The sequence below is a fragment of the Massilibacillus massiliensis genome, from assembly GCF_900086705.1.
Taxonomy (GTDB): domain Bacteria; phylum Bacillota; class Negativicutes; order FLKF01; family FLKF01; genus Massilibacillus; species Massilibacillus massiliensis.
Window position 1 is genome coordinate 1,787,586 of record NZ_LT575483.1, and the last position, 25,629, is coordinate 1,813,214.

The 25,629-nt window shown below is 40.3% G+C and carries 24 protein-coding genes and 1 other annotated feature; of the genes, 5 read left to right on the forward strand and 19 right to left on the reverse strand.

The features are described 5' to 3' along the window. Positions 1-136: 136 nt before the first annotated feature. Positions 137-1,723: a phosphoglycerate dehydrogenase gene (gene serA, locus BN6559_RS08645; RefSeq protein WP_110954344.1), complete on the reverse strand. Its 1,587-nt coding sequence runs from the start codon at positions 1,721-1,723 to the stop codon at positions 137-139. 89 nt (positions 1,724-1,812) lie between these two features. After that, positions 1,813-2,014, reverse strand: a binding site (T-box leader). A 218-nt stretch (positions 2,015-2,232) separates the two neighbouring features. Between serA and serC the strand changes: the two genes are divergently transcribed. Beyond that, a complete protein-coding gene (serC, locus tag BN6559_RS08655) occupies positions 2,233-3,321 on the forward strand; it encodes a 3-phosphoserine/phosphohydroxythreonine transaminase (protein ID WP_456060588.1) in 1,089 nt (362 codons plus the stop codon). Positions 3,322-3,372: 51 nt separating this feature from the next. Here the strand turns inward: serC and BN6559_RS08660 are convergent, their stop codons facing one another. Next, a complete protein-coding gene (locus tag BN6559_RS08660; protein ID WP_110954346.1) occupies positions 3,373-3,591 on the reverse strand; it encodes a hypothetical protein in 219 nt (72 codons plus the stop codon). Between the two features lie 140 nt (positions 3,592-3,731). Here BN6559_RS08660 and BN6559_RS08665 point away from each other — a divergent pair, with 140 nt between their 5' ends. The 4 genes from BN6559_RS08665 (at position 3,732) to BN6559_RS08680 (ending at position 6,818) form a co-directional block, all read left to right on the forward strand. Further along, positions 3,732-4,232 carry a flavin reductase family protein gene (locus BN6559_RS08665; protein ID WP_110954347.1) on the forward strand — a complete coding sequence of 167 codons (501 nt, stop codon included), beginning with the start codon at positions 3,732-3,734 and terminating at the stop codon, positions 4,230-4,232. 368 nt (positions 4,233-4,600) lie between these two features. After that, the gene (locus BN6559_RS08670) at positions 4,601-5,362 is read left to right on the forward strand and encodes a DeoR/GlpR family DNA-binding transcription regulator (protein WP_234407819.1); all 762 of its coding nucleotides are present in this window, start codon (positions 4,601-4,603) and stop codon (positions 5,360-5,362) included. 54 nt (positions 5,363-5,416) lie between these two features. Continuing rightward, entirely contained in the window at positions 5,417-6,097 is a 681-nt protein-coding gene (locus BN6559_RS08675) for a fructose-6-phosphate aldolase (RefSeq protein ID WP_110954349.1), read from the forward strand. Positions 6,098-6,212: 115 nt separating this feature from the next. Beyond that, complete coding sequence (locus tag BN6559_RS08680; protein WP_110954350.1) at positions 6,213-6,818, forward strand: hypothetical protein; 606 nt, start codon at positions 6,213-6,215, stop codon at positions 6,816-6,818. 40 nt (positions 6,819-6,858) lie between these two features. Here BN6559_RS08680 and BN6559_RS08685 read toward each other — a convergent pair whose 3' ends face one another. The 17 genes from BN6559_RS08685 to BN6559_RS08765 all read right to left on the reverse strand — a co-directional run bounded on the left by BN6559_RS08685 (position 6,859) and on the right by BN6559_RS08765 (position 25,600). Then, complete coding sequence (locus BN6559_RS08685) at positions 6,859-7,482, reverse strand: hypothetical protein (RefSeq protein WP_110954351.1); 624 nt, start codon at positions 7,480-7,482, stop codon at positions 6,859-6,861. A gap of 235 nt (positions 7,483-7,717) precedes the next feature. After that, positions 7,718-9,286 (reverse strand): DUF4127 family protein, encoded by a 1,569-nt coding sequence (locus BN6559_RS08690; RefSeq protein WP_199883866.1) that lies wholly within the window; start codon positions 9,284-9,286, stop codon positions 7,718-7,720. A gap of 18 nt (positions 9,287-9,304) precedes the next feature. Beyond that, entirely contained in the window at positions 9,305-9,982 is a 678-nt protein-coding gene (locus BN6559_RS08695; RefSeq protein WP_199883867.1) for a hypothetical protein, read from the reverse strand. Between the two features lie 99 nt (positions 9,983-10,081). Continuing rightward, positions 10,082-10,759, reverse strand: coding sequence for a DUF2225 domain-containing protein (locus tag BN6559_RS08700; RefSeq protein ID WP_110954352.1), 678 nt, complete (start codon positions 10,757-10,759; stop codon positions 10,082-10,084). Positions 10,760-10,984: 225 nt separating this feature from the next. Further along, complete coding sequence (locus BN6559_RS08705) at positions 10,985-11,314, reverse strand: ArsR/SmtB family transcription factor (protein ID WP_110954353.1); 330 nt, start codon at positions 11,312-11,314, stop codon at positions 10,985-10,987. Position 11,315: 1 nt separating this feature from the next. Next, positions 11,316-11,783 (reverse strand): NADH-quinone oxidoreductase subunit B family protein, encoded by a 468-nt coding sequence (locus BN6559_RS08710; protein WP_110954354.1) that lies wholly within the window; start codon positions 11,781-11,783, stop codon positions 11,316-11,318. Between the two features lie 15 nt (positions 11,784-11,798). Further along, positions 11,799-12,125 carry a 4Fe-4S binding protein gene (locus tag BN6559_RS08715; RefSeq protein WP_110954355.1) on the reverse strand — a complete coding sequence of 109 codons (327 nt, stop codon included), beginning with the start codon at positions 12,123-12,125 and terminating at the stop codon, positions 11,799-11,801. A 24-nt stretch (positions 12,126-12,149) separates the two neighbouring features. Next, complete coding sequence (locus BN6559_RS08720; protein WP_110954356.1) at positions 12,150-13,733, reverse strand: hydrogenase large subunit; 1,584 nt, start codon at positions 13,731-13,733, stop codon at positions 12,150-12,152. Next, complete coding sequence (locus BN6559_RS08725) at positions 13,734-15,203, reverse strand: hydrogenase 4 subunit F (protein ID WP_110954357.1); 1,470 nt, start codon at positions 15,201-15,203, stop codon at positions 13,734-13,736. Positions 15,204-15,205: 2 nt separating this feature from the next. Beyond that, on the reverse strand, positions 15,206-15,841 hold the full coding sequence (locus tag BN6559_RS08730) for a hydrogenase (RefSeq protein ID WP_110954358.1): 636 nt from the start codon (positions 15,839-15,841) through the stop codon (positions 15,206-15,208). A 10-nt stretch (positions 15,842-15,851) separates the two neighbouring features. After that, positions 15,852-16,793 carry a respiratory chain complex I subunit 1 family protein gene (locus BN6559_RS08735; RefSeq protein WP_110954359.1) on the reverse strand — a complete coding sequence of 314 codons (942 nt, stop codon included), beginning with the start codon at positions 16,791-16,793 and terminating at the stop codon, positions 15,852-15,854. A gap of 4 nt (positions 16,794-16,797) precedes the next feature. Next, a complete protein-coding gene (locus BN6559_RS08740) occupies positions 16,798-18,825 on the reverse strand; it encodes a proton-conducting transporter transmembrane domain-containing protein (protein WP_110954360.1) in 2,028 nt (675 codons plus the stop codon). A gap of 227 nt (positions 18,826-19,052) precedes the next feature. Further along, the gene (gene galE, locus BN6559_RS08745) at positions 19,053-20,042 is read right to left on the reverse strand and encodes a UDP-glucose 4-epimerase GalE (RefSeq protein ID WP_110954361.1); all 990 of its coding nucleotides are present in this window, start codon (positions 20,040-20,042) and stop codon (positions 19,053-19,055) included. Between the two features lie 125 nt (positions 20,043-20,167). Then, positions 20,168-21,529: a TrkH family potassium uptake protein gene (locus BN6559_RS08750; RefSeq protein ID WP_199883868.1), complete on the reverse strand. Its 1,362-nt coding sequence runs from the start codon at positions 21,527-21,529 to the stop codon at positions 20,168-20,170. A gap of 221 nt (positions 21,530-21,750) precedes the next feature. Further along, a complete protein-coding gene (gene ilvN / locus BN6559_RS08755; RefSeq protein WP_110954362.1) occupies positions 21,751-22,248 on the reverse strand; it encodes an acetolactate synthase small subunit in 498 nt (165 codons plus the stop codon). Continuing rightward, the gene (gene ilvB, locus BN6559_RS08760) at positions 22,245-23,942 is read right to left on the reverse strand and encodes a biosynthetic-type acetolactate synthase large subunit (RefSeq protein WP_110954363.1); all 1,698 of its coding nucleotides are present in this window, start codon (positions 23,940-23,942) and stop codon (positions 22,245-22,247) included. The genes ilvN and ilvB overlap by 4 nt, the downstream gene beginning before the upstream one ends. A gap of 137 nt (positions 23,943-24,079) precedes the next feature. Continuing rightward, positions 24,080-25,600, reverse strand: a complete 1,521-nt coding sequence (locus BN6559_RS08765) for an FGGY-family carbohydrate kinase (RefSeq protein ID WP_110954364.1) — start codon at positions 25,598-25,600, stop codon at positions 24,080-24,082. Between the last annotated feature and the right edge of the window lie 29 nt (positions 25,601-25,629).

The window sequence follows — 25,629 nt, forward strand, 5'->3', positions numbered from 1 at the left end:
AAATAGAAAGAGCAGGCAATCTCTCAGTTGAGATTACCTGCCCTAAATTCACCTAATAAGCATATCCTAAAAAATTAAATATTTCCTATTTGACTGTTGTTTTTCTGCTTCTAAAATGCAACTTTCTTCTATTATATTATATTGCGTAAAAATTTACTAATTTTGCGCCAAAAATTCCTTCAATTGCAACTACCTCATCCAACACATGACTCGGAATATCATTATCCACACTCAATACCATAATGTTTGTACCCGAAACGTCTGTCTTACCGACCTGCATACTAGAAATATTAATACCAGCTGCGCCCATAACAGAACCAACTTTACCAATAATACCAGGGCAGTTAATATGCGGGCAGATCAAAATTCTCGCATGTGGATCAACGTCAACTCTATAACCGTTAATCGAAACGATACGCGCTTCTTCTCCAAATAATGTGCCTTGTATCGAAATCACTTCATCTTTTTTTGCTTTGATACGAACCGTAAGTAAATTGGCAAAATTCTCAGCTTCTTTATATTTTACTTCCTTTACTTTAATATTACGTGATTTTGCAATACTTGGCGCATTTACATAATTTACAACTTCCTGTAAAATCGGATTCAATATTCCTTTTAATACCGCGGTCGTAACCATTTTGGTATCGAGTTCAGAGATTTCTCCTTTATATTCGACCTCCACCTCATGAATTGCTCCATTTGCCAATGAACGTGCGGTACACCCCATACGCTCTGCCAAGGTAAAATAAGGTTTAATTAACTTCATCACTTGTGCAGAAACCGGCGCCATATTCACCGCTGTCAATACTGGTTCGCCTTTAAGTGCTCCAGCAACACCGTGCGCAACATCAACTGCAACACCAACTTGCGCTTCCATCGTAGAGGCACCGAGATGCGGCGTTAAAACAATGTGATCTACACCAACCAATGGATGTTCTAGGCCAAGTGGTTCACTTGTAAATACATCAATTGCAGCACCTGCCACAATCCCTTCCTTTACCGCTTCTGCAAGATCTTTTTCATCAATAATTCCGCCGCGGGCACAATTTACCAAACGAACACCCTTCTTCATTTTTGCCATGATTTCTTTATTAATCATGCCTTTTGTTTGTGGTGTCAGCGGCATATGCACCGTAATAAAATCTGCTCTTTCATAAATTTCATCTAAAGAGACAACTTCAATCCCCAGATTTTTTGCTCGTTCTTCATTGATATATGGATCATAGCCGATTATATTCATATCAAAAGCTTGTGCACGTTTTGCAACTCCACTGCCAATGCGCCCTAAGCCAATAACTCCAAGTGTTTTTTCTCTAAGCTCAACCCCAACATATTTGCTGCGATTCCATTCTCCCTTTTGCAAAGTTTCATTTGCAATCGGAATATTTCTTGACATAGCAAGCATCATTGCCATCGTATGCTCCGTTGCCGCAATCGTATTCCCCTCAGGTGCATTCAATACAATCACACCTTTATCGGTTGCAGCCTGCACATCAATATTATCCACGCCGACGCCAGCCCGACCGATGACTTTTAAATTTGCTGCAGCTGCTAATACTTCTTTTGTCACCTTACTCGCACTGCGTACGATAAGTCCATCAAACTGCGGTATAATTTCCAGCAATTCATCCGCAGGCAATTTAGGTTTTACAACAACTTCAAAATCCTTACTTAAAATATCAATTCCTTCTTGCGATACACCATCAGCAATTAAAACCTTCATCAATCGTTCGCCCCTTTTTATTTTAAAATGTTAAAATCTTGTACAAACTATACATCAACAGACAAATAAAAAAGTTTCGCCCCAAAATCAATTGGGGCGAAACTTTTATTTCGCGGTACCACCCAAGTTTGTGCGCTTATGCGCCAACTCTCGTTCGCTGTATCGGGCGATCCCGTCATAATTCATCATCAGATACTCAAGGGCGGAACAAAGCATTTCTTCTATCGACTCACACCAACCGCCGACTCTCTGGAAGATAAAAACATCCTGCTTCCCTATCATCACATTTACTTCGACCTCTTTACAGGTCAATTTATCATTTGTCATGTTACTGTAATAGATTATATTTTATCCATCTTCAAACGTCAAGTGTATTTTACAAAAAAACATTTTTAAAATTTTCCTTGACGTTTGACAAAATTCAGCGTTAGAATATAACACAATTACAGTGTACATGATCCAGTAAAAAACTTTTATATCCATTACGGAAATTTTAGGAGGCTATGATTTTGGAAAATCGTATTTTTAACTTCAATGCAGGACCTGCTGTATTACCACTTGATGTATTAAAAGAAGCGCAAGCGGAATTCTTAAACTTTGACAATACGGGTATGTCAATTTTGGAAATCAGCCATCGTTCAAAACCTTATGAAAACGTACACAATAACGCTGTTGCTACGGTAAAAGAACTTATGGGATTAGGCGACGATTATGAAGTTCTTTTCATCCAAGGCGGCGCTAGTATGCAGTTTAATATGGTTCCGATGAATTTCTTAAAGAGCGGAAAAATCGGCAATTATGTAGTAACGGGTTCCTTTGCCAAAAAGGCTCTAAAAGAAGGTAAAATCATTGGCGCCACGCATGTAGCTGCAACAAGTGAATCAGCTAATTTCGCCTATATTCCGAAAGCAGAAGATATCAAACTTAGTGAAAACGCAGCCTACCTTCATATTTGCTATAACAATACAATCTTCGGTACTGAATGGAACTACATTCCAGAAACAAATGATGTGCCGCTCATTGCCGATATGTCTTCTGATATACTTTCCAGGCCAATAGATTTCTCAAAGTTTTCCATGATCTACGCAGGTGTTCAAAAAAATCTCGGCCCAGCTGGTGTAACACTTGTCGTTATCCGCAAATCCATGCTGGAAAATCTGCCAGATCACTTGTCGACCATGCTTCGCTATGATACGTATGCAAACAATAATTCTCTTTACAATACGCCGCCAGCTTTCAGTATTTACATCGTGAGTAAAGTTTTAGACTGGATTAAGCATAACGGCGGTCTTACTGCAATGGAAAAACGCAATAAAGAAAAAGCTACGCTTGTCTATGATGCAATAGATCACAGCAATGGCTTTTACCGCGGACATGCACAAAAAGACAGTCGCTCTAATATGAATGTAACCTTCCGCTTACCAAATGAAGCTTTAGAAAAACAATTCATTGCTGAAGCATCGGCGGCAGGACTCGGCGGCTTGAAAGGACACCGTTCCGTTGGCGGACTTCGAGCTTCCATCTACAATGCAATGCCAAAAGAAGGCTGTCAAAAACTCGCTGATTTCATGGCCGAATTTCAACGAAATAACGCTTGAGTCAACCATGATGTAAAGAAAAAGCTTATCGCAAAAGCGATAAGCTTTTTTCTATTCATCAACCTCATCTATCTCACAAAAATAATTTGGAATAATATAATATGGGATTGCCAAACCTACAAGGAGACCTAGCCAAAACGAAAACGTACTGCCCATCAGCAGAACAAACGCCAAAATAATAACCGCACCCCAGAGGATCCAATTATTCATACATTTACCAACCGTAGAACTTACAACTTCAACAATTTCAGCACGCTCAAATTCTTGCACTTTTTTCACCTCCATGAAACATCTATGTTACATAATATGTTTCATTTTCCATCCTGGTACCATTGAAAGAATACGCTATGCATAACGTAATAAAATGGAGTATAATAAATACGAAATTTATTTTTAGGAGGCTTTAACAAATGAAAGATATTCATTATGCTGACTACGCTACAAAAGCAGTTGAAATTCTAAGCAAAGGCGCATTTTTAAATACGACCGCTGAAGGTATAGATAACACGATGACAATTGCTTGGGGTTCGATTGGCTTTATGTGGGGAAAACCAATTTTTACAGTTATGGTAAGAAAATCTCGTCATACCTTCGAACTGCTTGAAAAAAATCCCGAATTTACGGTAAGCATTCCACTAAACGATATGAAATCTGCGCTCGGCATCTGCGGATCAAAATCCGGTCGGGATACAGATAAATTTGCCGTTGCCAAGCTCGAAAAATTAGCAGGTCAAAAAATTTCCACCCCTGCGATCAAAGGTGCCGGATTACACTTTGAATGTAAAGTTGTTTATAAACAAGTCATGAGTGATGATCATTTGCAAAAAGCTGCTGCTGATAAATGGTACGCTGATAAAGATTGGCATACGCTTTATTATGGTGAAATTGTTTCTGCGTATTTAGAAGACTAAATCTATCTCTCAAATTAAAAATAACACGGAAAAATTTTTATAAAAATGCATTCTAATATACTTTAAGATCTTCTTCATGCAACGATTTAAGATCTTTACATAAATATTCCTTGCTTAGCAAGGAATATTTTTTTGTCCAACGCATTCTCCATTTCTATAGCTCATATGAAACCCAAATTCGTAAATATTTTTAATTCATTCATATATAATAAACTTTCGAATGAAACTTTTTATTGACTTTTTCATAATTCATTTTATAATATATATTGTAAATGAAACACATCATAAATTCATTCGAAAGTTATTCGTTTTGTTTTAAAATATGATTATGTTATAATAGGCATAAAAATAATTATGCAAGGATGATCATGATGATAGAGAGACATAACAAAATACTCAATCTCGTAAATACAAATAGAAAAATTGAGGTTGCAAAACTTTCTGACGCACTACAGGTTTCACAAGTTACCATTCGTAAAGATTTAATTGCCTTAGAAGAAAAAGGGCTTTTAAAACGTGAACATGGCTTTGCAGTGATGGTTGCCAGTGATGACATCAATCATCACCTAGCTTTCAATTATAATCTTAAACACGAAATTGCCGTCAAAGCCGCATTGCTCGTCAACGACGGAGAAACGGTTATGATAGAATCTGGTGCATCTTGCGCACTCTTGGCCGAAGAAATCGCAAAACAAAAACGCGATATCACCATTATTACAAATTCCGCTTTTATCGCCGCTTACATCCGTAAGATTCCATTTGTAAAAATTATTTTGTTGGGCGGAGAATACCAAAATGAATCACAAGTTATGGTAGGCCCTATTACAAAGCAATGCATTGAGAATTTTTACGTAGACAAAATTTTTGTTGGTACGGATGGCTTCAATCCAAAATTCGGCTTTACCGGTAACAATTATATGCGTGTAGAAACAATAAAAGCGATGGCAGAGCGAGCGAACAAAATTATTATCCTCACTGAATCCGCAAAGTTTATGCAGCAAGGTGTAGTCGCGCAATTCGAAGCTGCAAAAGTAGACTATGTGTTTACCGACAGTGACATTCCGCAAAAAGCATTGACCTATCTTCAAGACAAAAAAGTCAATGTACAGCTTGTCCCTGTTGAATCATAAATCAGAACTAGCAAAACTGGTTATATTATCAGATAATAAAGGAGAGATTGAATCATGGAATATTTATTTGACACAGCGAACCTTGAGGACATAAGAAAATACAGCGAAATTTTTCCTATCACCGGGATTACCAGTAACCCTAGCATTGTAAAATTAGAAGGTAAAATCGAATTTTTTCAACATTTCAAAGAAATTCGTCAAATCATCGGCTTTGATAAAACACTACACATCCAGATTTTAGCCGAAAACGCTGAAGATATCATTGCCGAAGCAAATACGCTTCTCAGTAAAATTGATGACCAAATCTTCATCAAAATTCCTGTCACACCACAAGGTTTAAAAGCAATGCGTCTTTTAAAAGCAGACGGTGTTCATATTACGGCAACTGCAATTTATACAAAAATGCAAGGTTTATTAGCCCTAGAGGCTGGGGCAGATTTTATTGCTCCTTATGTAAACCGCATGCAAAATCTAGATATTAATGCATATGAAGTCATTCAAACGTTTGCAAAAATGATTGAGCAATATCATTACCCTGCAAAAATTGTAGCAGCCAGCTTTAAAAATATGCATCAAGTCAACGCAGCCTTTGAATATGGTGCCCAAACAGTCACAATTCCACCTTCCCTTCTGATCGATGCCTTTAAAATGCCGTCAATTCAAAAAGCAATTGATGATTTTTCTGCGGATTGGGGAAAAACCTTTGGGGATATTTCAATCACTAAATTGAAATAAACCGGGAACAATACAGCATAAATAAAAATCCATGGTATAGCAGTAGATCTCTACTGCATATCATGGATTTTCTGTTATACTATAAATAAAAACCATTCATCAAGGAGATGATTTTATGTTTAGAAAGAGCTTTGTTACTTACATAATTTTTTCTTTGCTTGTTCTTTTCACAACGACCTGCTTTGCTGCTGAAAAACAACCAAAACGTATTGCCATACTCCCAGTGATTAATCAAACTGGCAATGTCCAACCTGAAATTGAATCTTATATTAAAGCTGAACTCGAAGATAAACTTCATATTCCCTTAAATGCTATATTAAATATCTACGAATACATTCCGCAAGAGGAAATTTTAAAGGTTCTACCGGAACTATCCGACAAAAAGCTTAAAACTTTCGATAGCAGTCGCCTGAAAACAGCCGCCGATGAATTATCTGCCGATTTAGTAGTCGGCATTTGCATAACATCGCTCTACGAGCGTCAATATCCGCATCTAGAGGACACTCTTTTAGACAGCAATGTTACACTTCATCTCATTGGTTACGACAAAAGAAAGAATGAATTGTTGAACATAAAATCACAAAAATCCTATACAGATGACTACTCTCTAGCTGGCACGCTCCCTGCACTTACGCGCGAAGCACTCACTAAATTACTAAATAAAGTAGATTTCAAAAAAGATGTTTTCCCTATCACCCCAACGAAAAATCTACATGAATAAAAGATGCTGCTGCACGGATTTCCAGTGCAGCAGCATCTTTTTATTCAACCGACTTCGATTGCTCTAATCCAGCGATATAATCGTTCATGACTGTATCAATCTTGTCCATAACAAAACTTCGCGTAAAAATATCAATTTTAAAATTCTGATCTTCATCATCATTTCTCGATATTTTAAAAATCAGCGGAACTTTTGTTCCTTCATAGGTCACATTCGCTTGACAATTTTTCTCTATATCTTTTTCAGCATTGCGTGCTGTATCTAAAACGCGCTCCTGTTCTAAGGGATCAAGCGCCTTGTCAAAAATGCAATTTAACTGCTCCATAAATCCTTCGATTTCAATTAAAGAATCCAACACAATCGTTGCGCGTTCTACCTCATACATCTTTTCTGGATAATATTCCTCGATGAATGCACGCATATCTGGATCATCTTCATACTTTTCAACTTCATTTTTATTCCCGAATAAGCCCTGCACCCAGCTTACTGCCTGCAAAACCGGTAAACTGAAAAACATAATTAAAAATGCAACTTTTAGCATTCTATCATTCACTGGCACCTGAGAGTTTAGGTAATGCTCTAACACTGCCATATCTTTTCTTTCTCTATAATATAAAACTCCGGCAATCACAACATATGCCGCCAAACTTAAACTAACGATCAAACCTCTTCCACCTCAAATTCTCTAACCAAACCAATGATCTTTATGCATTGCGACTTATATTATAACATATTTTCGCTCGCAACTTCCTATGTTAAAGAATTTTATTCGATAAAAATTGATCTTTTTCGACATAGAAATAGCCCTCTATGCTTCTTCTTTACAGCATATGGAACAAAAGGTCTGTCGCCTTAAAGATTTTATCAATCAAAATCTTAATACGACAGACCTTTTTTGGTTATTCTTCTATTTTCACACTTGCTTCAAACATTCTATTCCAAGGAAAATCAACATCGACTTTCTTCACCGTGAACTCCTCTAAATGCTGCGCAGCAAATGCATTCATTTTTTCATTTGCCGATTTTACGATTGCAGGTTTTACCGCATCAAGCTGGCTGTATGTGCCCCCTTGCATGCCTTGTAGCTGGGCAGCAAGCGTTTGTCTGATATTCGCTTGATACGCCCAATCGTCCATAAAACGAACACTAAGCAATTGATTCTTATCTTCCACTTTCATTTTATCCGCTAAGATCCCTTGCCCAATTGCAAAACCAGCACTGTTGTTGGCTGTATTCCATCCGGAATACGATGATAATTTACTCAGCAAACCTTCTTGCTCAAGCGCTGCCAGTAAGGCATTATCTGCACCATTGGCAAAAGAAATATCAGCAACAGCAACCGGATATCCGGCATCCAAATACGCTTTCACCTGTTTTACAAATTTTTTCGTATTCGAACGTAAACTTGCTGTATTATCAGGATAATTTGCTTCTGAGGTGCTGCCATCCTGTGCTGTATTTACCATCAAAATCAAATCAGCTCGTTTGCTTGTAGCCACGGGAACCGCTCCGGCAGCAAATAAATGAGACCGAATTGACTTTCCAATTGCTTCGTCAGAATAAGTAGGTACAGTGTCTGCACCCACACCATCTGCGTAATGCACAGCAACCAGCGGAATATGCCAGCTCATATCATTAATCGCTCTGGTTAACATCACCATACCCATTTCATCAATCCCAGCTAACGTCTGGAACTTCGAGACACCCAAATCCCCAGCTTGCTCGCTCAGCAGCCGGCTCTCTTTATGTGTCTGCGAATAAGGCGCATTATCATCACGACCTAAAGCCAAATATGCAAACACATCTTTCTTGGCAAGTTCAACTAATTTTTCATTCGCAGTGAAATTCTTACCGCGTCTTTCCATCCAGTCTTCCATTGCCGCTTCCGGTATCATCTTTTTCAATTTCTCAACTTGTTTCTTTTCTGACCTTGTCAGCTTATCGCTTTCCGCTTTGTCTTGCAACGAAGTTAATGTAAAAATATCCGGTCCATACTTTGCGTAATAACCAGGTTCCTCACCACCGGAACTACTTCGCGGTGAACGCATAATCGATCCAAAAGCGTAGATTTTTAAACGTGGATTATCCGCATGCAATTTTTCAAATCGTCCCACACGATCTACAACCGTATCAAGATCCAGCGTATGTTTTCGTGAAGCGACTAAACTTCCATACAACAAAGAATCTGAAGATAAAACCACCGCATCCGATTGCTTTGCATTTTCAAATAACCACTGCCATAGTTCTTCAGACATTCCTAGTGATGTTCTATTCCCCAATAATTCCTTAGGCGGCACAAGAACATCATAGTCAAGTTTTTTTATCGTATCAATCGTTTGCTCAAACGATATCGGCCGATCATCATGCGGGATGAAAATAACCTGCGGCCGTATCCCTGCAAACGCAGGTACAGACATAAAAACCATCAACAAACAAACACTAAATAAAATCCTTAGTTTTCTATCCACCAACTAGCGCTCCCTTCCTCATTTAAGAATATTAAGCAACATATTTTTAACTGTATCAGGTACATCTAGAGAAGTTTTAAATTCTATATACCCATCTTTTGGAATCGCTTCTTCAACCACGATTACATCACTCAGTGCATAACCAAAAAAGCTCGTTTGACCGGCAGCCGACTCCTTCACAGCCTGCTGAAAATCAACCGTAACTGTATTTCCGGAAATTTTAGTTTTTATCGTCGACCCTAGATCCACCTTGCCAACGAGTTTTTCTGCCATAGACAAACTAATGCGCGAAAAAATCCAGGACATCGTTCCATGATCCGGCAGGTCTTTTTCTAACACCTTAAATTTTAATGTAGAAGTCTCTTTATTATGCACAAATTGATCTATGCGGCATAATAATACAACTCTGCCAAATTTCTTCGTTTCTGCGGATAATTTCAGTTTGCCCTCACCGACAGAGGTTATGTTAAGAGCCTGAATGCCTGTATTATTTTCAATTCCTTTTGCGATAGATTCATTCACTACATCATCAGGAACTGATACTCTTCCATCTCTCAATTGTTCAAATGTCTGCGTATCCCAAGTCTCACGTACAACCTGAATCACAGGTGTAAAGTCTTCAACTCGGCCGCTCACTGCACGCACATCGATATCACCAAGCATCTGACTTGGTATATCAATCGGCATATCTATCATACTCACAGCCTCCTAAGTAATACTTCTATTAACATCTATATGTTAATCAATTATACATCAACTGTGAGGTAAATTCCATTTCCTTATTTTACAGTTATTTTATTCTGCTTCCTCTTCTTTACGCATATCCTGCCATAAATCACGTGCCAAATTATAAATTGCTGGCTCCATCCGTGAACGTTGATCACCAATGACCCGGCTCAAATATTGCACTGCCTTTTCCTTATTCCCGGTTCGTCTATAAAGTTCACCAATTAAATACGTGACCATCGTATCCGTCATGCTGCCGATCGGAAAACGTTCTGTAGTCAAAGCCTTATCATACGCTTCTAATGCTCTCTTTAAAACTTCCTGTTCTTTTTCCTCTTCGCCGGCTTCACGATACAACCAGCTCAGTTTTAAATACAATCCTGCCATCCTGCTCGACGGTGCCTCAATCAGATCCGCGAAATAAATCGCTAGTTTAAAAGCATTGACCGCTTCTTCACGTGTTCGAACTTCACTATATTGAATTTTTACCTTGCGATCCTTTAGAAATTCACTAATTTTAACTTTTTCTTTTTCCCGTAATGTATTAAAATGCTTTTCATCCGAAGCATATCCACAATTTGAACACACCCAAATATCATAATAATATGGATTAAAATCTTTATAATGCACACAAAAATCACTGTCTTGTTTGACCTTAATCAAGCGCGACCGTGTTTTTGTTACCTGCATCTTCTCTCCGCAAATTGGACAATCTCTTTCTACTGAATAAGTAAATCCCACTGCCATCGTATTCATCCCCTTATCTTGCATATACGCTATCCGCTTATTTTATCTAATACACAATCACATCGTATGCCGCAATAAAATACACCATAGATTTTACTATCATTCTATATATCGAATAAATCCGCAATTTCATAAAGACCTTACCATATCAAAACTCTGCAAATGCAAAAAAGACTGCTTTTATCCTGATAAAACCATCAGAAAGTAAAACTTTCCCACCAATGATTATTCTTCTTCCTTAAATCGATCCAACATAGAAATTGTATCCACCAGATGATTGTTAAAAATCTGCTTAGCAACTTCAAGCAATTCGAGAATCATCGGATCACGTAAGGAATAGGTCACTTTGTTTCCATCTTTTGTCCCGTGCACAATATTTTTATTGCGCAATATCGCCAATTGCTGTGAAACCGCGCTACCTTCACTGCCCAGCAAGGATTGCAGCTCATTTACATTCTTATCCCCTTGCGCCAACAGTTCCAAAATACGAATTCGAAGTGGATGCGCCAAAGCCTTGAAAAATTCTGCTTTAAACTGTTGTAATTCTAAATTCACTCTATTCACCCCGTTTAAGAATTTTTTCATATTGACCAAGCGCAAGTAGAATTCCTTGTATCAATGCCTGCGGTCTTGGCGGACACCCCGGAACATAAGCATACACCGGCACAAATTGATCCACACCGCCCGCATTGGCATACGTTTCACCAAAAACGCCGCCGCCACAAGCACATGCGCCAACTGCCAGTACCATTTTCGGATTCGGTACTGCTTCATAAGTTCTCTTCAATGCTTTTTCAAGATTACGTGTTACACCGCCAGTTACCATCAACAGATCCGCTTGACGTGGTGAAGGAACAAAACTAACACCAAAACGGCTTATATCATAAATTGGATTCGACAAAGTTGACATTTCAAAATCGCACCCATTGCAAGATCCCGTATCAACGTGCCGAATATGAAGTGACCCATTTAAAACTTCTTGAATCCGTTTCTTTAAGTCATTTCCTAATTCTTCTTCATTCACTTTGCTATCTCCTTCCTATTGCACTGGATCTTTATCCACAGAGACCAATAAATCTGTTGTTGACCTTGCCGCCAAATAACAATCTGTTGTTTGCACAATCGCATCCGTCTGACAAACCTTTACACACTGACCACACATAATACAATTGCCATGAAACAAGCAGATTTTATCACCCTGCTTATAAAGTGCCCCCGTCGGACACGCGGCGATACATGCCTCCCAATCGGTATTCGGTACGGCTGTAAGCACGAGTTTTCCTCTATATTTTTTCGGCGCAGAATCAAACGGCTGCTTTTGTGTAACCGTTCCGATTTTCCAAACCTTTCTAAACATATCAAACATTGTATTCGCCTCTTTCACCTATCTCTATCGATCACAACAAGAATAGCACAGTTCAAAACTTTTATTGATGAGCGGAAAATCTGCCACAATATTGCCCGGTACCGCGATCGGCACAACTGGCCAATTGCTGTACGAAGCAGAGCGGATGCGATATCGGTAGATTTTTTGCTTCTCATCTACCATAAGCCAGTGACAATTTTCTCCGCGTGCAGATTCTGTCCAGCCAAAGCTGGTCTCATACGCTGGGATTGCCGGAATTTCCTGAAAAATATCACCTTCGGGCAATGCCTGCAAAATTTGCCGGATCAGTAAGATCGAATTAAATACCTCTAGAATCCGAACTTTAATTCTGTCCAGTACATCGCCTTCTTTCTGTAACACCACAGCAAAATCCAGTTGATCATACGCCGCATAAGGTAAATCGCGACGACAATCTATATCGCGCCCCGACGCACGTGCCGCAACGCCAACAGCCCCTAAATCCGTGACTTGTTTCAAGTTTAATCGCCCTGTAGTTTCCATCCGATCCACGGCGATTTCATGATTGAGTAAAATATCCGCCAAATCTTGAAAATCAGGATCGAGCGTATTCATCGCCTGCGCAATCCTATCCATTTCGTCTTTTCTAAGATCTTGTTTTACTCCGCCAGGGACAATCATACCACGCAAATAGCGATGCCCCGTCAATTCTTCATTTAAGTGCAGCAACAGTTCTCGCATACGCGCACCTTGACTCTTGCCAATTGCAAATCCATACCCCGCACAGATATTGCCAACATCACCCACATGATTATATAAACGTTCCAGCTCTAAATATAACGTTCTGATATACCTTGCTCTTACAGGAATTTTCATCTGCGCAGCACGTTCTACCGCTTGCGCAAAAGCTACTGCATGAGAAACATTACAAACGCAGCAAACACGTTCAATTAAAAACATCGCTTGCGTAAAGGTTTTGCCTTCCAACTGTTTTTCGATTCCGCGATGCGTATAAAAAAGACGAGCATCTAAGTGCAGCACCGTGTCACCAACTGCCCCAAAACGAAAATGACCGGGTTCGATAATGCCCGCATGAATCGGCCCTACGGGAATTTCAGTTACATCCTCGCCAACATACTGCGTAAACGCCTCGCTTTCTTGTTCACTTGGAACAAATTTAGACTCCACATAATCCTTGCGAAGCGGATACACATCTTCCGGCCAATTTCCATGAAAAATTAATGGACTACGATTCGGATGACCGATTGCACGAAGCCCAAACAAATCATTGACCTCACGTTCATACCAGTTCAATACCGGTAAATACGCAGCAAGTGATGGAAACGTAGGATCATCTTCAGTTATATAAATTTTAATCGATATGAAATGATCAAATGCATCCACGGCAAACACATAATAAAGTGCAAAATACCCATTGATTTGCCGCTCATCATTGCCCACCATCGTAAACAATCTCCATTGCTTTTCCTGACAAATATATAAACAAGCCTCCGGCAGGTCTTTTTTATCCAGCCTAATACTCGTTTCTCGTTCCTTCTCCTGCACCTGTAAAACAGCGCCGCCTAAATGCTGCAACAATTTTTTTATCGCTCTTCTCTTCGCATCCAATTACTTCACCCCTCCTTGCAAAACAGCCGCTGCCATATACACTGCGCGTTCAATAAACTCCGGTACATACAAACCAAACAGTATAACCAATGACAAGGGAAGAAGCATCGCTATGCGCATCCACCAGTCTGTCCTTTTTTTACCTATACGAGCCGGCAGTTCGCCAAAACTCATTTTTACCACATAATAACTCATGCCCGCAAAAATTAAAACGATCAACAGCGCAAAAATACAGGAAGCCCAAATCTTACCGGCGAGGACACCTGCGATCATAATCGTAAACTCACTGAGAAAAATACTAAATGGCGGTGCACCTGCTATCGCTAAACCGGCGAGCAAAAAGACGCCACCTGTAAACGGCATCACCTTCACTACCCCTGTAATACGATCCATATACTTAGAATGATATTTCTGTGCGATATTTCCGGCAGAAAAAAACAATACGGACTTCGTCATAGAGTGATTCATCATATGCAAAAAAGCACCGTAAAGACCGATTGTTCCTCCAAGCCCTACTGCAAGTGTTATAATTCCCATATGTTCGACACTAGAAAATGCCAGCATACGTTTTAAATCATGCTGCACCATAATAAACGGTACCGTCACACCAATCGAAAACAAGCCAAAAGCAATGAGATAATCACCGGCACTGCCCTGCAGGGTAACATTTGCAATTGCATAAACACGAAACAATCCATACAACGCTGTATTTAATAAAACACCGGATAATACTGCACTTACCGGCGCAGGTGCTTGACTATGCGCATCCGGAAGCCAAAAATGCATCGGTGCGATTCCTGCTTTCGTCCCAAAACCAATTAAGATGAAAATAAAGCCGATTTCAACCCAGCGAGGATTTAGCCCCTCTGCTAATCGAAAGAGCTGTGTCCATTGCAGTGCCGAAGTGGAGTGTTCACCAATACTATTCAAACCTGATAGATATAAAAACACAATGCCAAGTAAAGCAAATGCAATCCCGACTACGCCCATAATCAAATATTTCCAAGCAGCTTCCAAGGCATGCCTTGTACCATAAAAGGCAACCAACATCGCCGAAACTAAAGTTGTAAGCTCAATTCCGACCCATAACAAGCCTAAATTATCTACCGAGCTGACAAACAACATCGTCAAAATGAAAAAATGGAAAAAGAAATAATATCGCCCAAGCTGATTTCTGGAAATCAGTCCTTCTTTCACTTCATAACGCATATACCCCACAGAATAAAGCGATGCTGCAAATCCAACTGCTGCAATTAATACAATATGAAAAGCGCCTAACGCATCGACATAAAACCAACCAAAACTTTGCAAAACCTGTCCTGCATATACTTGCCAAGCAATCTTCACAGAAATGCAAAGGGTAACCAAAGATCCAATCACCTGCAAAAGATCAGCAAATTTATGTTTACATAACAGACCTGCACACACACCTGTCAGTAACGGCAGGGCAAGCAATCCTAAAACTAACATATCTATCCCCTTAAATCTTGCATTTTTTCTGTATTTAAACTATGGAAAACCGAATGAATCCTAAACGACAAACTCGCGATAATAACAACTGCCACAAACAAATCAAAGAAAATTCCCAGTTCAACCGCCAGTGGCATTCCATAACTAATAGACTGCGTGACTAAAAACAAGCCATTTTCAATCACAATAACACCAATCCCCTGCATGAGAATCTGTTTATTATTAATAATCGTAAACGTACCTAAAAACACCAAAATAATTGCTGCCCCTAAATACCGCATACCATGCTCTGCTCCCGGCAAACTTAAATGTGAGGCCACATACTGTCCTGTGACAACAAGTACCAGGGCAATCAATAAAGATCCAAACTGCCCCATCGTTCTTTCAACATTTCGTTTCGCCCTTGTTTTTTTCACTGTATAAAACAAAATATAAGGAATGATCAGCGCCTTAACAACCATCGTCATAACCGCCGCAATCAATAAATGCACCATCCCCGTTTTCTGCCACATCAACAGAGCAATCACCGCCAATCCCGTCGATTGCACAGCAACAATGATCACAGCATCCATCGTTTTTTTCGTTCTAAAAAGTAATAAAGTACTCAGCAGCAATACTGCTGTAACCAAACTCTCCATTCTGATCCTCCTATTTTGCGATTTGTAAAACGATCGCCAAAATTGACAATGCCATTGAAGAAGCCAATAACTTCGGTATCTTAAAAATACGAATTTTTGCATACATCGTTTCAATACAAGCAAGTAATATTCCTACAGCAATTATTTTTAGCACATAAAAACCCAATCCTAAAATAAGTGACGAAGGTGCAAAATCAACCGCAATGCCCCAAGGAAAAAATAAATTTACAAACATACTAAATAAAATCGTCTGTTTTACAAGAACCGCCCATTGCAAAATACCCCAATACCGTCCCGAATACTCTAACATCATCGCCTCATGCAGCATTGTCAGTTCTAAATGCGTATCCGGATTGTCATAAGGAATCCGCCCCGTCTCTGCAATCACCACAATCAAAAAAGCAATACAGGAAAGCCAATGTCCATAGTCAAATAAATCCCAATCCAATTGAATCAGCGTTCGAACCACATCACCGACATTGGTTGTTCCAACATTGAGAAGCACGGCAATCACTGCCAATAAAAGCGCCGGCTCACAAATCGCGGCCATCACCATCTCACGGCTGGATCCCATTCCCCCAAACGCACTGCCTGCATCCAATGCTGTAATCGCCAAGAAAAATCTCATAACAGCAAACAAATACACAATCAATATGATATCACCTGTAAAAGCGAGCGGTGCTTCAATCCATACGGTTGGAATCAAGGCTCCCACGCAAAGCACCACCGCAAAACAAATATACGGCGTTGCCCGCGTAAGCCATGAAGCATCTTTTGCAAGTACCGCATCTTTTTTTAAATACTTAAAAATATCACGATACGGCTGCACAATATCCGCGCCTATGCGATTTTGCAAGCGTGCTTTCGTTTTTTTTATGATGCCCTGCACCAAGGGCGCTAACACTAGCAAACCTACAATCTGTCCTAAACCAAACATAAAATGCTCTATCATATCCTCACCTACTCCAAAGCAACGTTAAAATTAACGCCACTACCATATAAGACACATACGCCTGTAAATTTCCATTTTGTATAATTCTGATCCGTTTAAATAATTTCACCATAATCCAAATCATCGGTTTATATACTTTATCACCGACTCTGGCATTGATATCAATCGCATGATGAATTTTTTTCGGATAATATGCATATTGTTCTTCCATTTTCACCTGCCGTGACAAACCAAAAACCTGATGAAAAATCCTTAAAACCGGATGCGAATAAGAAGTCGCCGTGTACTCCATTTTCGCAGCATGCTGATAACCACAAGTCCAAGTATCTTCCAGCACATAACGGCTTTTACCATAACGTAACCGAAGCCACAGCAATACGCCTAAAAGAATAAGAGCAAAAATTACGCCTATAACACCTACGGATATCATCTGCACATCCTGCGAAGCAAATGGAATCGCCAGTAGCAAATTCCCACTGATTTGCGCTGTAAAATAACGCAATGTGACCTCATGGATCAATGTGATTGCCCCACCTGGAAAGAGACCCAAAACCAAGGACAACACTGCAAGTAATCCCATCCCAATTCGCATACTAATATTAACTTCCGCAGCCTGCTGTGCCACTTGACTGCGTGGTTTTGCCAGAAATGCCGTACCAAAATGTTTCACTACAGCAACCATCGAGAGCGCACCGCTAAACCCTAAAACAGCGACAACCATCGCCGCAAAAAATTTCACCATACTTGTGCCACCGTCAAAAGCCATATGCAAAACTGTTTGCAGGAGCGCCCATTCACTCATGAAACCACCGAGCGGCGGCAATGAAGCAAGCGACATGCCCCCAATAAGAAATGCCGCTGCCGTCCAAGGCATTCGGTGAATCAAACCGCCGAGTTGTCCCACATTACAAGTTCCGGTAGCCTTTAATACAGCCCCGGCACCCATAAACATTAAACTTTTAAATACAGAATGATTCAACACATGATACAACGTTGCCGTAAGTGCCAAGGCACCCAGAACCCCTTGTCCGGTTGCTTGAAAATACAAACCCGCACCAATTCCGACACAAATCATTCCCATATTCTCCACACTGCTATAGGCGAGAAAACGTTTCGTATCATTTTGTATCACACCAAGCAGAATCCCAACCATTGCGGAAAGTGCACCGACTGCCATAACAGTAATGCCCCACCAAGCAGGCCCAGTACCAAAGAAATCAAAACTAACACGCAAAAATGCATACACCGCTGTTTTAATCATAGCCGAAGACATCAGCGCCGTTGCACTCGTAGGTGCTACCGGATACGCGCGCGGCAGCCAAACATTCATCGGGAATAGACCCATTTTTGCGCCAAACCCAATCAAGAAACAAAAAAACACAATACTTTGCATATGTGTGGGCAAAACATGTCCAATATTTTTATAAGCAGCAAACTCTAAACTACCAGTATATAAATATAGAATAAGAAAAGCAAAACTCAAGCACACACCACAAACATGTGTCATGATTAAATACATATAACCGCCTGAACGAACCTTTTGCTTTTCATGCTCGAACATCACCAAGAAAAAAGATGATACCGCCATAAACTCCCAGAAAATAAGAAAAGTAACCGAAGTATCTACACCGACAACGCCAACCAAAGATAAAATAAATACATTCATCCCTGCACCCAAATAACCGGCTGCACGCTTTTCATAATACTTCGTCGCATACCCCTGCGCATATAACGCACAAATTGCCGACATAACACCTATGATCAATAGAAAAAATGCTGCCAATGAATCAAACTGTACCTTAAGTACAATACCTCCCATAATCCGCCAAGCCACAGCAGATAACTCCTGATGAAAAAACAGCAATCGCCCTGCAAGAATTGCAATCAAACTGCCTCCAGCTAACGAACAACCATTCGCAAAAGTACTGGCAAGTTTTTGATTTCTATTGAACAGCACGGGAAGCAAACTCCCAGCTATGAAACAGACCAAACCGACTTGAAATAAACGCAAATTTAAAACCGTTGCTTCCATTACAACCTCCGAATATCACTACTATTGAATATCTGATTATTTAAAGATACTAAAATAAGAGAAATTTCACAAAGTGAAATTTCCCTCACATCGAGCAATAAAACATCTAAATCATAACACACAGCAACTTATACGCTACTTCTATGGTATCCCGCTTCTTTACTCCACTTTTCAACATATTTCTGCTATATCAGCTAAAACTTACGATTTCTTCATCTTTTTTATCTTTATTTTAAAAATCCATTTGGATGATTCTTATGCCATGTCCAAGCTGTTTTTATAATTTCCTCCACTTTTACATAAGTGGGTTCCCAGCCAAGAAGCTTCTTCGCCTTTTCACTGGAAGCAATCAACTGTGCCGGATCACCGGCTCTTCGTTCACCCACCACAACTTGAATCTCTTGCTGCGTCGCTGCCTTTGCTGCCGTAATCATTTCCTTGACAGAAAAACCCGTACCATTGCCAAGATTGAAAATATCACTCGACTTTCCCGCCCGCAGATATTCTAATGCACGCATATGTGCAGCCGCTAAATCAATGACATGAATATAATCACGAATGCAAGTCCCATCCGGCGTCGCATAGTCATCACCATAGATGCTAATATAAGGACGTTTTTTCAACGGAACCTGTAAAATCAGCGGAATTAGATGCGTTTCCGGTGTATGATCCTCGCCGATACTGCCATCCTCTAACGCCCCGGCAACATTAAAATAACGTAAAGATACATACTGTATGCCGTTAGCAGCACTTACCCATTTCATCATCTTTTCCATTGCCAATTTCGTTTCCCCATATGGATTCGTAGGACTTGTCTCATCATCCTCTCGAATCGGCACGGATTTAGGTTCACCGTATACAGCAGCGGTAGAAGAAAATACGATTTTCTTGACGCCATGCTTTACCATGCTCTCTAGCAGCACCTGCATGCCATACACATTATTATGAAAATATTTCAGCGGACTTACCATGCTTTCGCCCACCAAGGAATTCGCCGCAAAATGCAAGACTGCCTCAATTTCATTTTCCGTAAAAATTTTATCTAAAACCGCACAGTCCCGAATATCCCCTAAATAAAACTTTGCTTTTGGATGTATCGCTTCTTGATGCCCGGTCTGTAAATTATCCACAATTACGACACGTTCATTATGTTCTATCAGTTGATGCACCATATGAGAACCAATGTATCCCGCACCGCCACATACTAAAATTGCCATTCAAGAACCACTCCTAAATTTAACTCTTTTTCCCATTGTACAATATTTATGAAAGAAAATCTCTCCAACGTCAATTTTCTTTTATGTTATAAAACTTTTGTAATCGGTCATTTTAAATTCTAATTTTACCCGATTGTAATCTTTCCTTCCGGATATTGAATCGCAGCATTTTTATTCCTTAAAGCCAATGCCAATGCCAGTGTAACCGGTCCAACACGACCGATAAACATCGCAATCACAAGCCAAACTTTACTGTAAGAAGTCAAATCTGGCGTAATTCCCGTCGACGAACCCACTGTACAAAAAGCTGAAACGACCTCAAATAAAATTTTAATAAAAGGAAACGGTTCAACAATACAAATCAGCATCGTAATGGTAACAATCATCATCGCCGCGATAAAAAATATTGCAAATGCTTTATAAACGATCATCGGATGAATCGTACGATAAAATAAGATCGTTTCATTCCGACCGCGAATCAACCCCCAAATAGAAGCCACAATCACGGCAAAGGTCGTCGTCTTAATCCCACCGCCGGTCGAACCCGGCGATGCGCCAATAAACATCAGAATTAAAATAAACAGCAAGGTTGCATTTGCTAAATCATCAACCATGACTGTGTTAAATCCAGCAGTTTGAGAGGCAACCGTCTGAAAATAACTTGCCAAGATTTTCCCTCGTAAAGATAAGCTTGCAAACACCGTAGAATTTGCACTTTCTAAAAGAAAAATGCCGATGGTCCCAAAAACAATGAGAAAGGCTGTCGTTGACAAGACTACCTTCGAATGTAAGGAAAGACGCTTAAACGTTCTGTTTGCGGCAATATCGGCAATGACAGTAAAACCTAATCCGCCAAGAATAATCAGGCATGTGACAACCAAATTAAATACAATATCATCTACATAGCGAAACATATTACCGTTATGCCCGCCAACAATATCAAAACCAGCACTGCAAAAAGCGGAAATCGCATGCCAATAACCAAAATAAACACCCTGCATCCCGAATTCTTGATAAAATTTTATTGCCAATATCGTTCCGCCCAGAAACTCGATAAACAGTGATAACTTAATGATATAAAGTGTCAGCCGTACAATGCCTTCCATCGTCAATTGATTTAAGGCTTCCTGCATAATCAAACGGTTTTTAAGCAATAACCGTTTCCGCATAATGACTGCCATCAACGTTGCCATCGTCATAATTCCAAAACCGCCAGCCTGTACCAGAAGGATCAGCACCACCTGTCCGAATAAAGAAAAGTACGTCCCCGTATCAACAATACTCAATCCTGTAACACATACAGCAGAAGTTGACATAAACAAAGCATCGACAAAGGACATCGTTTCACCCTTCACATTGGCAATCGGCAGCATCAGCAAAAACGTGCCAAATAAAATCAACCCTGCAAATCCCAGTGAAAGAATTTGATATGGTGTCAATTTCCACTCTGCAATATCCATAAAATCCGCAACAACTTTTGATTTCATCTCTTCACTCCATCTATATCCCGTCTTAACGTTAATATCACACACGCAAATTAAGTCTCATCCTAAACTTTTATACAAATTAATATTACACATATTACTACATTTTACCGTTTCAAGCCAGTAAATTTTTCTTTTGTTTATAAAATTCCTCTAAAGTGTTAATCTCATACAAAAAGCATTTTGCTTTGCCCAAAAGGGTAAACAAAATGCTTTTCCTATTTCTATATATTTTTTGCCGGAATCGGTCCTCTTGAAAGGGCAATTGCCCCTGTACGTGCAATTTCAATAATTTGATAATCCGCCAGGACTTCACAAAGTGCATCGATTTTACTCTGTTCCCCCGTGAGTTCAATCACCATCGTTTCACGATTCACATCGACAATTTTTGCTCTGAAAATCTCCACAACATTGATGATATCTGATCGCGTTTTTGGATTGGCTTTTACCTTGATCATCACCAGTTCCCGCTGAATAGAATCCAGCCTTGTTAAATTCACGATTTTTATTACATCAATCAATTTATTCAATTGATTGACCACTTGTTCTAATTCCAGCTCATGATCGACAGATACGACGATATTAATGCGCGTTATATCCGGCTCTTCCGTATACCCGGCTGCAATACTTTCGATATTAAAAGCTCGACGACTGATCAATCCTGCTACATGCGTCAACACGCCCGGTCTGTTATCCACTAAAACTGCCAACGTATATTTCATTTCTTATCCGCCCCTATCACCATCTGATCTAATCGCCCGCCAGCCGGTACCATCGGCAGTACATCCTCTGCCTCAGGCAAAGCAACATCTACCAGAACAGGTCCCTCCGTCAAAAGTGCTTCTTTTAACACGTCTTCCAGCTTCTCCGGTTGATGGACACGCAGCCCGCGTACCCCCATCGCTTCAGCTAATTTTACATAATCCGTTTTCCCCTGTAACTGTGAATGACTATAGCGCTTACCATAAAACATTCTCTGCCATTGTGATACCATGCCAAGTACATGATTGTTCATCACAATCACTTTTACTGCGATTCCATAATCAGCCGCCGTGGAAAGCTCCTGACAATTCATCATAATACTGCCATCTCCACTGAATAAAACCACTGTTTTTTCCGGCTTAGCAAGCTTCGCCCCCAGCGCTGCCGGCAGTCCATAGCCCATCGTTCCCAGTCCGCCGGAAGTTACGAATGAACGCGGTTTTGAGAATTGATAAAACTGCGCGGCCCACATTTGGTGCTGCCCTACATCTGTCACGACGATGGTATCATCATCTGTTAAAGCGCTGACTGCCTCAATCACCTGCTGCGGCATAATACAGCCCGCGTCCTTATGATAGGTGAGTGGGACTTCCTTATGCATTTGAATCACTTCATCATGCCATCCTTTATATTGCCCGATAAAATCAACCGGCACTTGCAGGAGCTGATCAACGAATTTTGGTACAGACCATCTTAAATCGCCCAACACTTTATAGTCTACACGAACATTTTTGTTAAATTCCGCTGCATCAATATCAAACTGAACAATTTTTGCCTTCGGTGCAAATTGATCCACCACACCCGTTACACGATCATCAAAGCGGACACCAATACCAATTAATAGATCACAGCTCATCACCGCCATATTTGCCGCATAACTGCCATGCATACCTACCATGCCCAGATTTCCATCATAAGTTGCCGGTATGCAGCCGAGCCCCATTAAACTAGACACGACCGGAATACCGGTTTTTTCTATGATGCTTTGCAAACTTTCCGCCGTATCGGACAAAATTGCTCCGCCACCAATAAAGAGCACCGGTTTTTTTGCTGCCTGCAAAGCATCCATTACCGCATCAAGGGCTTCCATTGATCCCTGTACTTCGCCTGCATAACCTTTCAAGTGAATCGTTTCTGGATACAGATACGCAACTTCTGCTGCAAAAACATCTTTTGCTATATCAATCAGTACCGGTCCTGGTCTGCCGGAACGCGCAATATGAAAAGCTTCTTTTAAAACACGCGGCAAATCCGCTACCTTTTTTACCAGGTAATTATGCTTTGTAATCGGTGCCGTAATTCCGCATATATCAGCCTCCTGAAAAGAATCTTTCCCAATTAAGCCTGTGCCCACTTGCCCTGTAATACAAACCAGCGGAATCGAATCCATGTTGGCAGTTGCAATACCCGTGACTAAATTTGTGCCACCAGGCCCTGAAGTCGCAATACATACACCAACTTTGCCCGTCACACGTGCATATCCGTCTGCAGCATGTACCGCCCCTTGTTCATGCTTCGTTAGAACATGCGGAAATTTCGATTGATACAAGGCATCATACAACGTTAGTACAGCTCCACCAGGATAGCCAAACACGACATCTACATTTTCATTTTTTAAACTCTCTATTACAGCTTGCGCGCCATTGATCTTCAAAAAAACTCGCCCCTTTATTACACATTACAGTCTTTTCACCATATTATATACCAGACTGTGCACTTCTGTCACCAGCTGTTTTTGTAGAAAATAATATTGTATACGAAAAGACAGTATCATTCATAAAGAAGGTGGTTTTATATAGCATTATCCCAATGAGATTCCATAGCCTTATTTAACCGTCGCCATGCTTCATAACGCTTACCATAGGACCTTGCCAAATTTGGATTTGGCTGCATTGGAGTTTTAATTTTTACCGCACACGCAAAGGCTTCTTCATAATTTTTATACAAGCCAGCACCAATTCCGGCAACAAGAGCTGCACCTAAGGCACCGGTTTCATCACAGTCAACAATCTCAACCGGAATCTGCATAACATCCGTAAAGATTTGCGTCCAAGTTCTGCTTTTTGACATACCGCCTGTTAAACGAATCAAATGCACCGGCAAACCAGCAGTTTTTAAAAAATCGATATGATATTTATGGATAAAGGCAATCCCTTCTACAACGGCATAACACATTTCGGCAAACGAAGTATGCGCATCCATTTGAAGAAAAGCAGCCTTTGCGTTTACATGCAAACTTGGCGAAGCAACGTACGGTAAGAAAAATACGCTTACTTGCTCTGGCGAAACACTTTCAATTTTTTCGTTTAATACATCAAACATCGAAATGCCTTTTTCTGCAGCAATTTTTTTTGCGCGATCGCATAACGTCGCTGTAAACCATTCGTAATTTGAAGCCGAAGCCCCAGTATATGAACAATTTAAATATTCACCTTTTTTAATATACGGCATATTAGATGAAGCATCCGGTATAATGTTTGATGAATGCGTTTCATTGATACACCACGACCCTGCAATCGAAGTAACCACCCCATCCTGCACAGCCCCTGCCCCTACTAAACATGCCAAAATATCCATCATTCCAGCAACAACAGGAATTCCCTCACCTAATCCTGTCTCTGCAGCCGCCTTTGCACTGACAGATCCGACGACTTCCTCTGGCTTAGCCGCCATTTTCGGGAGTTTATCAAACATTTCTGAAATCCCGTAAAGCGCCATCAACTCTTTCGAATATTCCATCGTATCCATATCCACCATGAAAGAGCCGCCAAATACATTCAAATCTGTAGCAAACACATTGGTCAATCTATACATAATATAATCTTTAAACATCAAAATACCGCCGATTGCATCATAGATATCCCGCCGATGTTCTTTATACCAGCGTAAAATTGGACCCGGTTCACCTGCAAATAATGTCCCTTTGACGATTTTGTTAATTTTTTCGTAACTTCCGTCTTGCTTATAAAGTTCAATAATTTCATTGGCACGATAATCCTGTGAGAAACAGCCCGGCGCAATTGATCGACCGTCTTTATCTAAAAATGTTATACCATTGCCGAAAGAAGTAACCCCAATGCCAGCTATTGCGTCTGCATGTATGCCCGCTTGTCGGATCGCCTCTCCTATACAGTTCGAAATCAGACGCCACAATTCATCTACATCAAATTCCTCAAAGCCAGCGCCTCGATCCACGTGTATACTTCGCATACTCGGAGTTGATGCTGTTGCTACAACACGACCATGTTTTGTAAAAATAACAACCTTACTTGAAGTACATCCTGCATCTATCCCCATCAAATATCTTTTCATTTTCTGCGTCGCCCCTTTCCAATTACCGT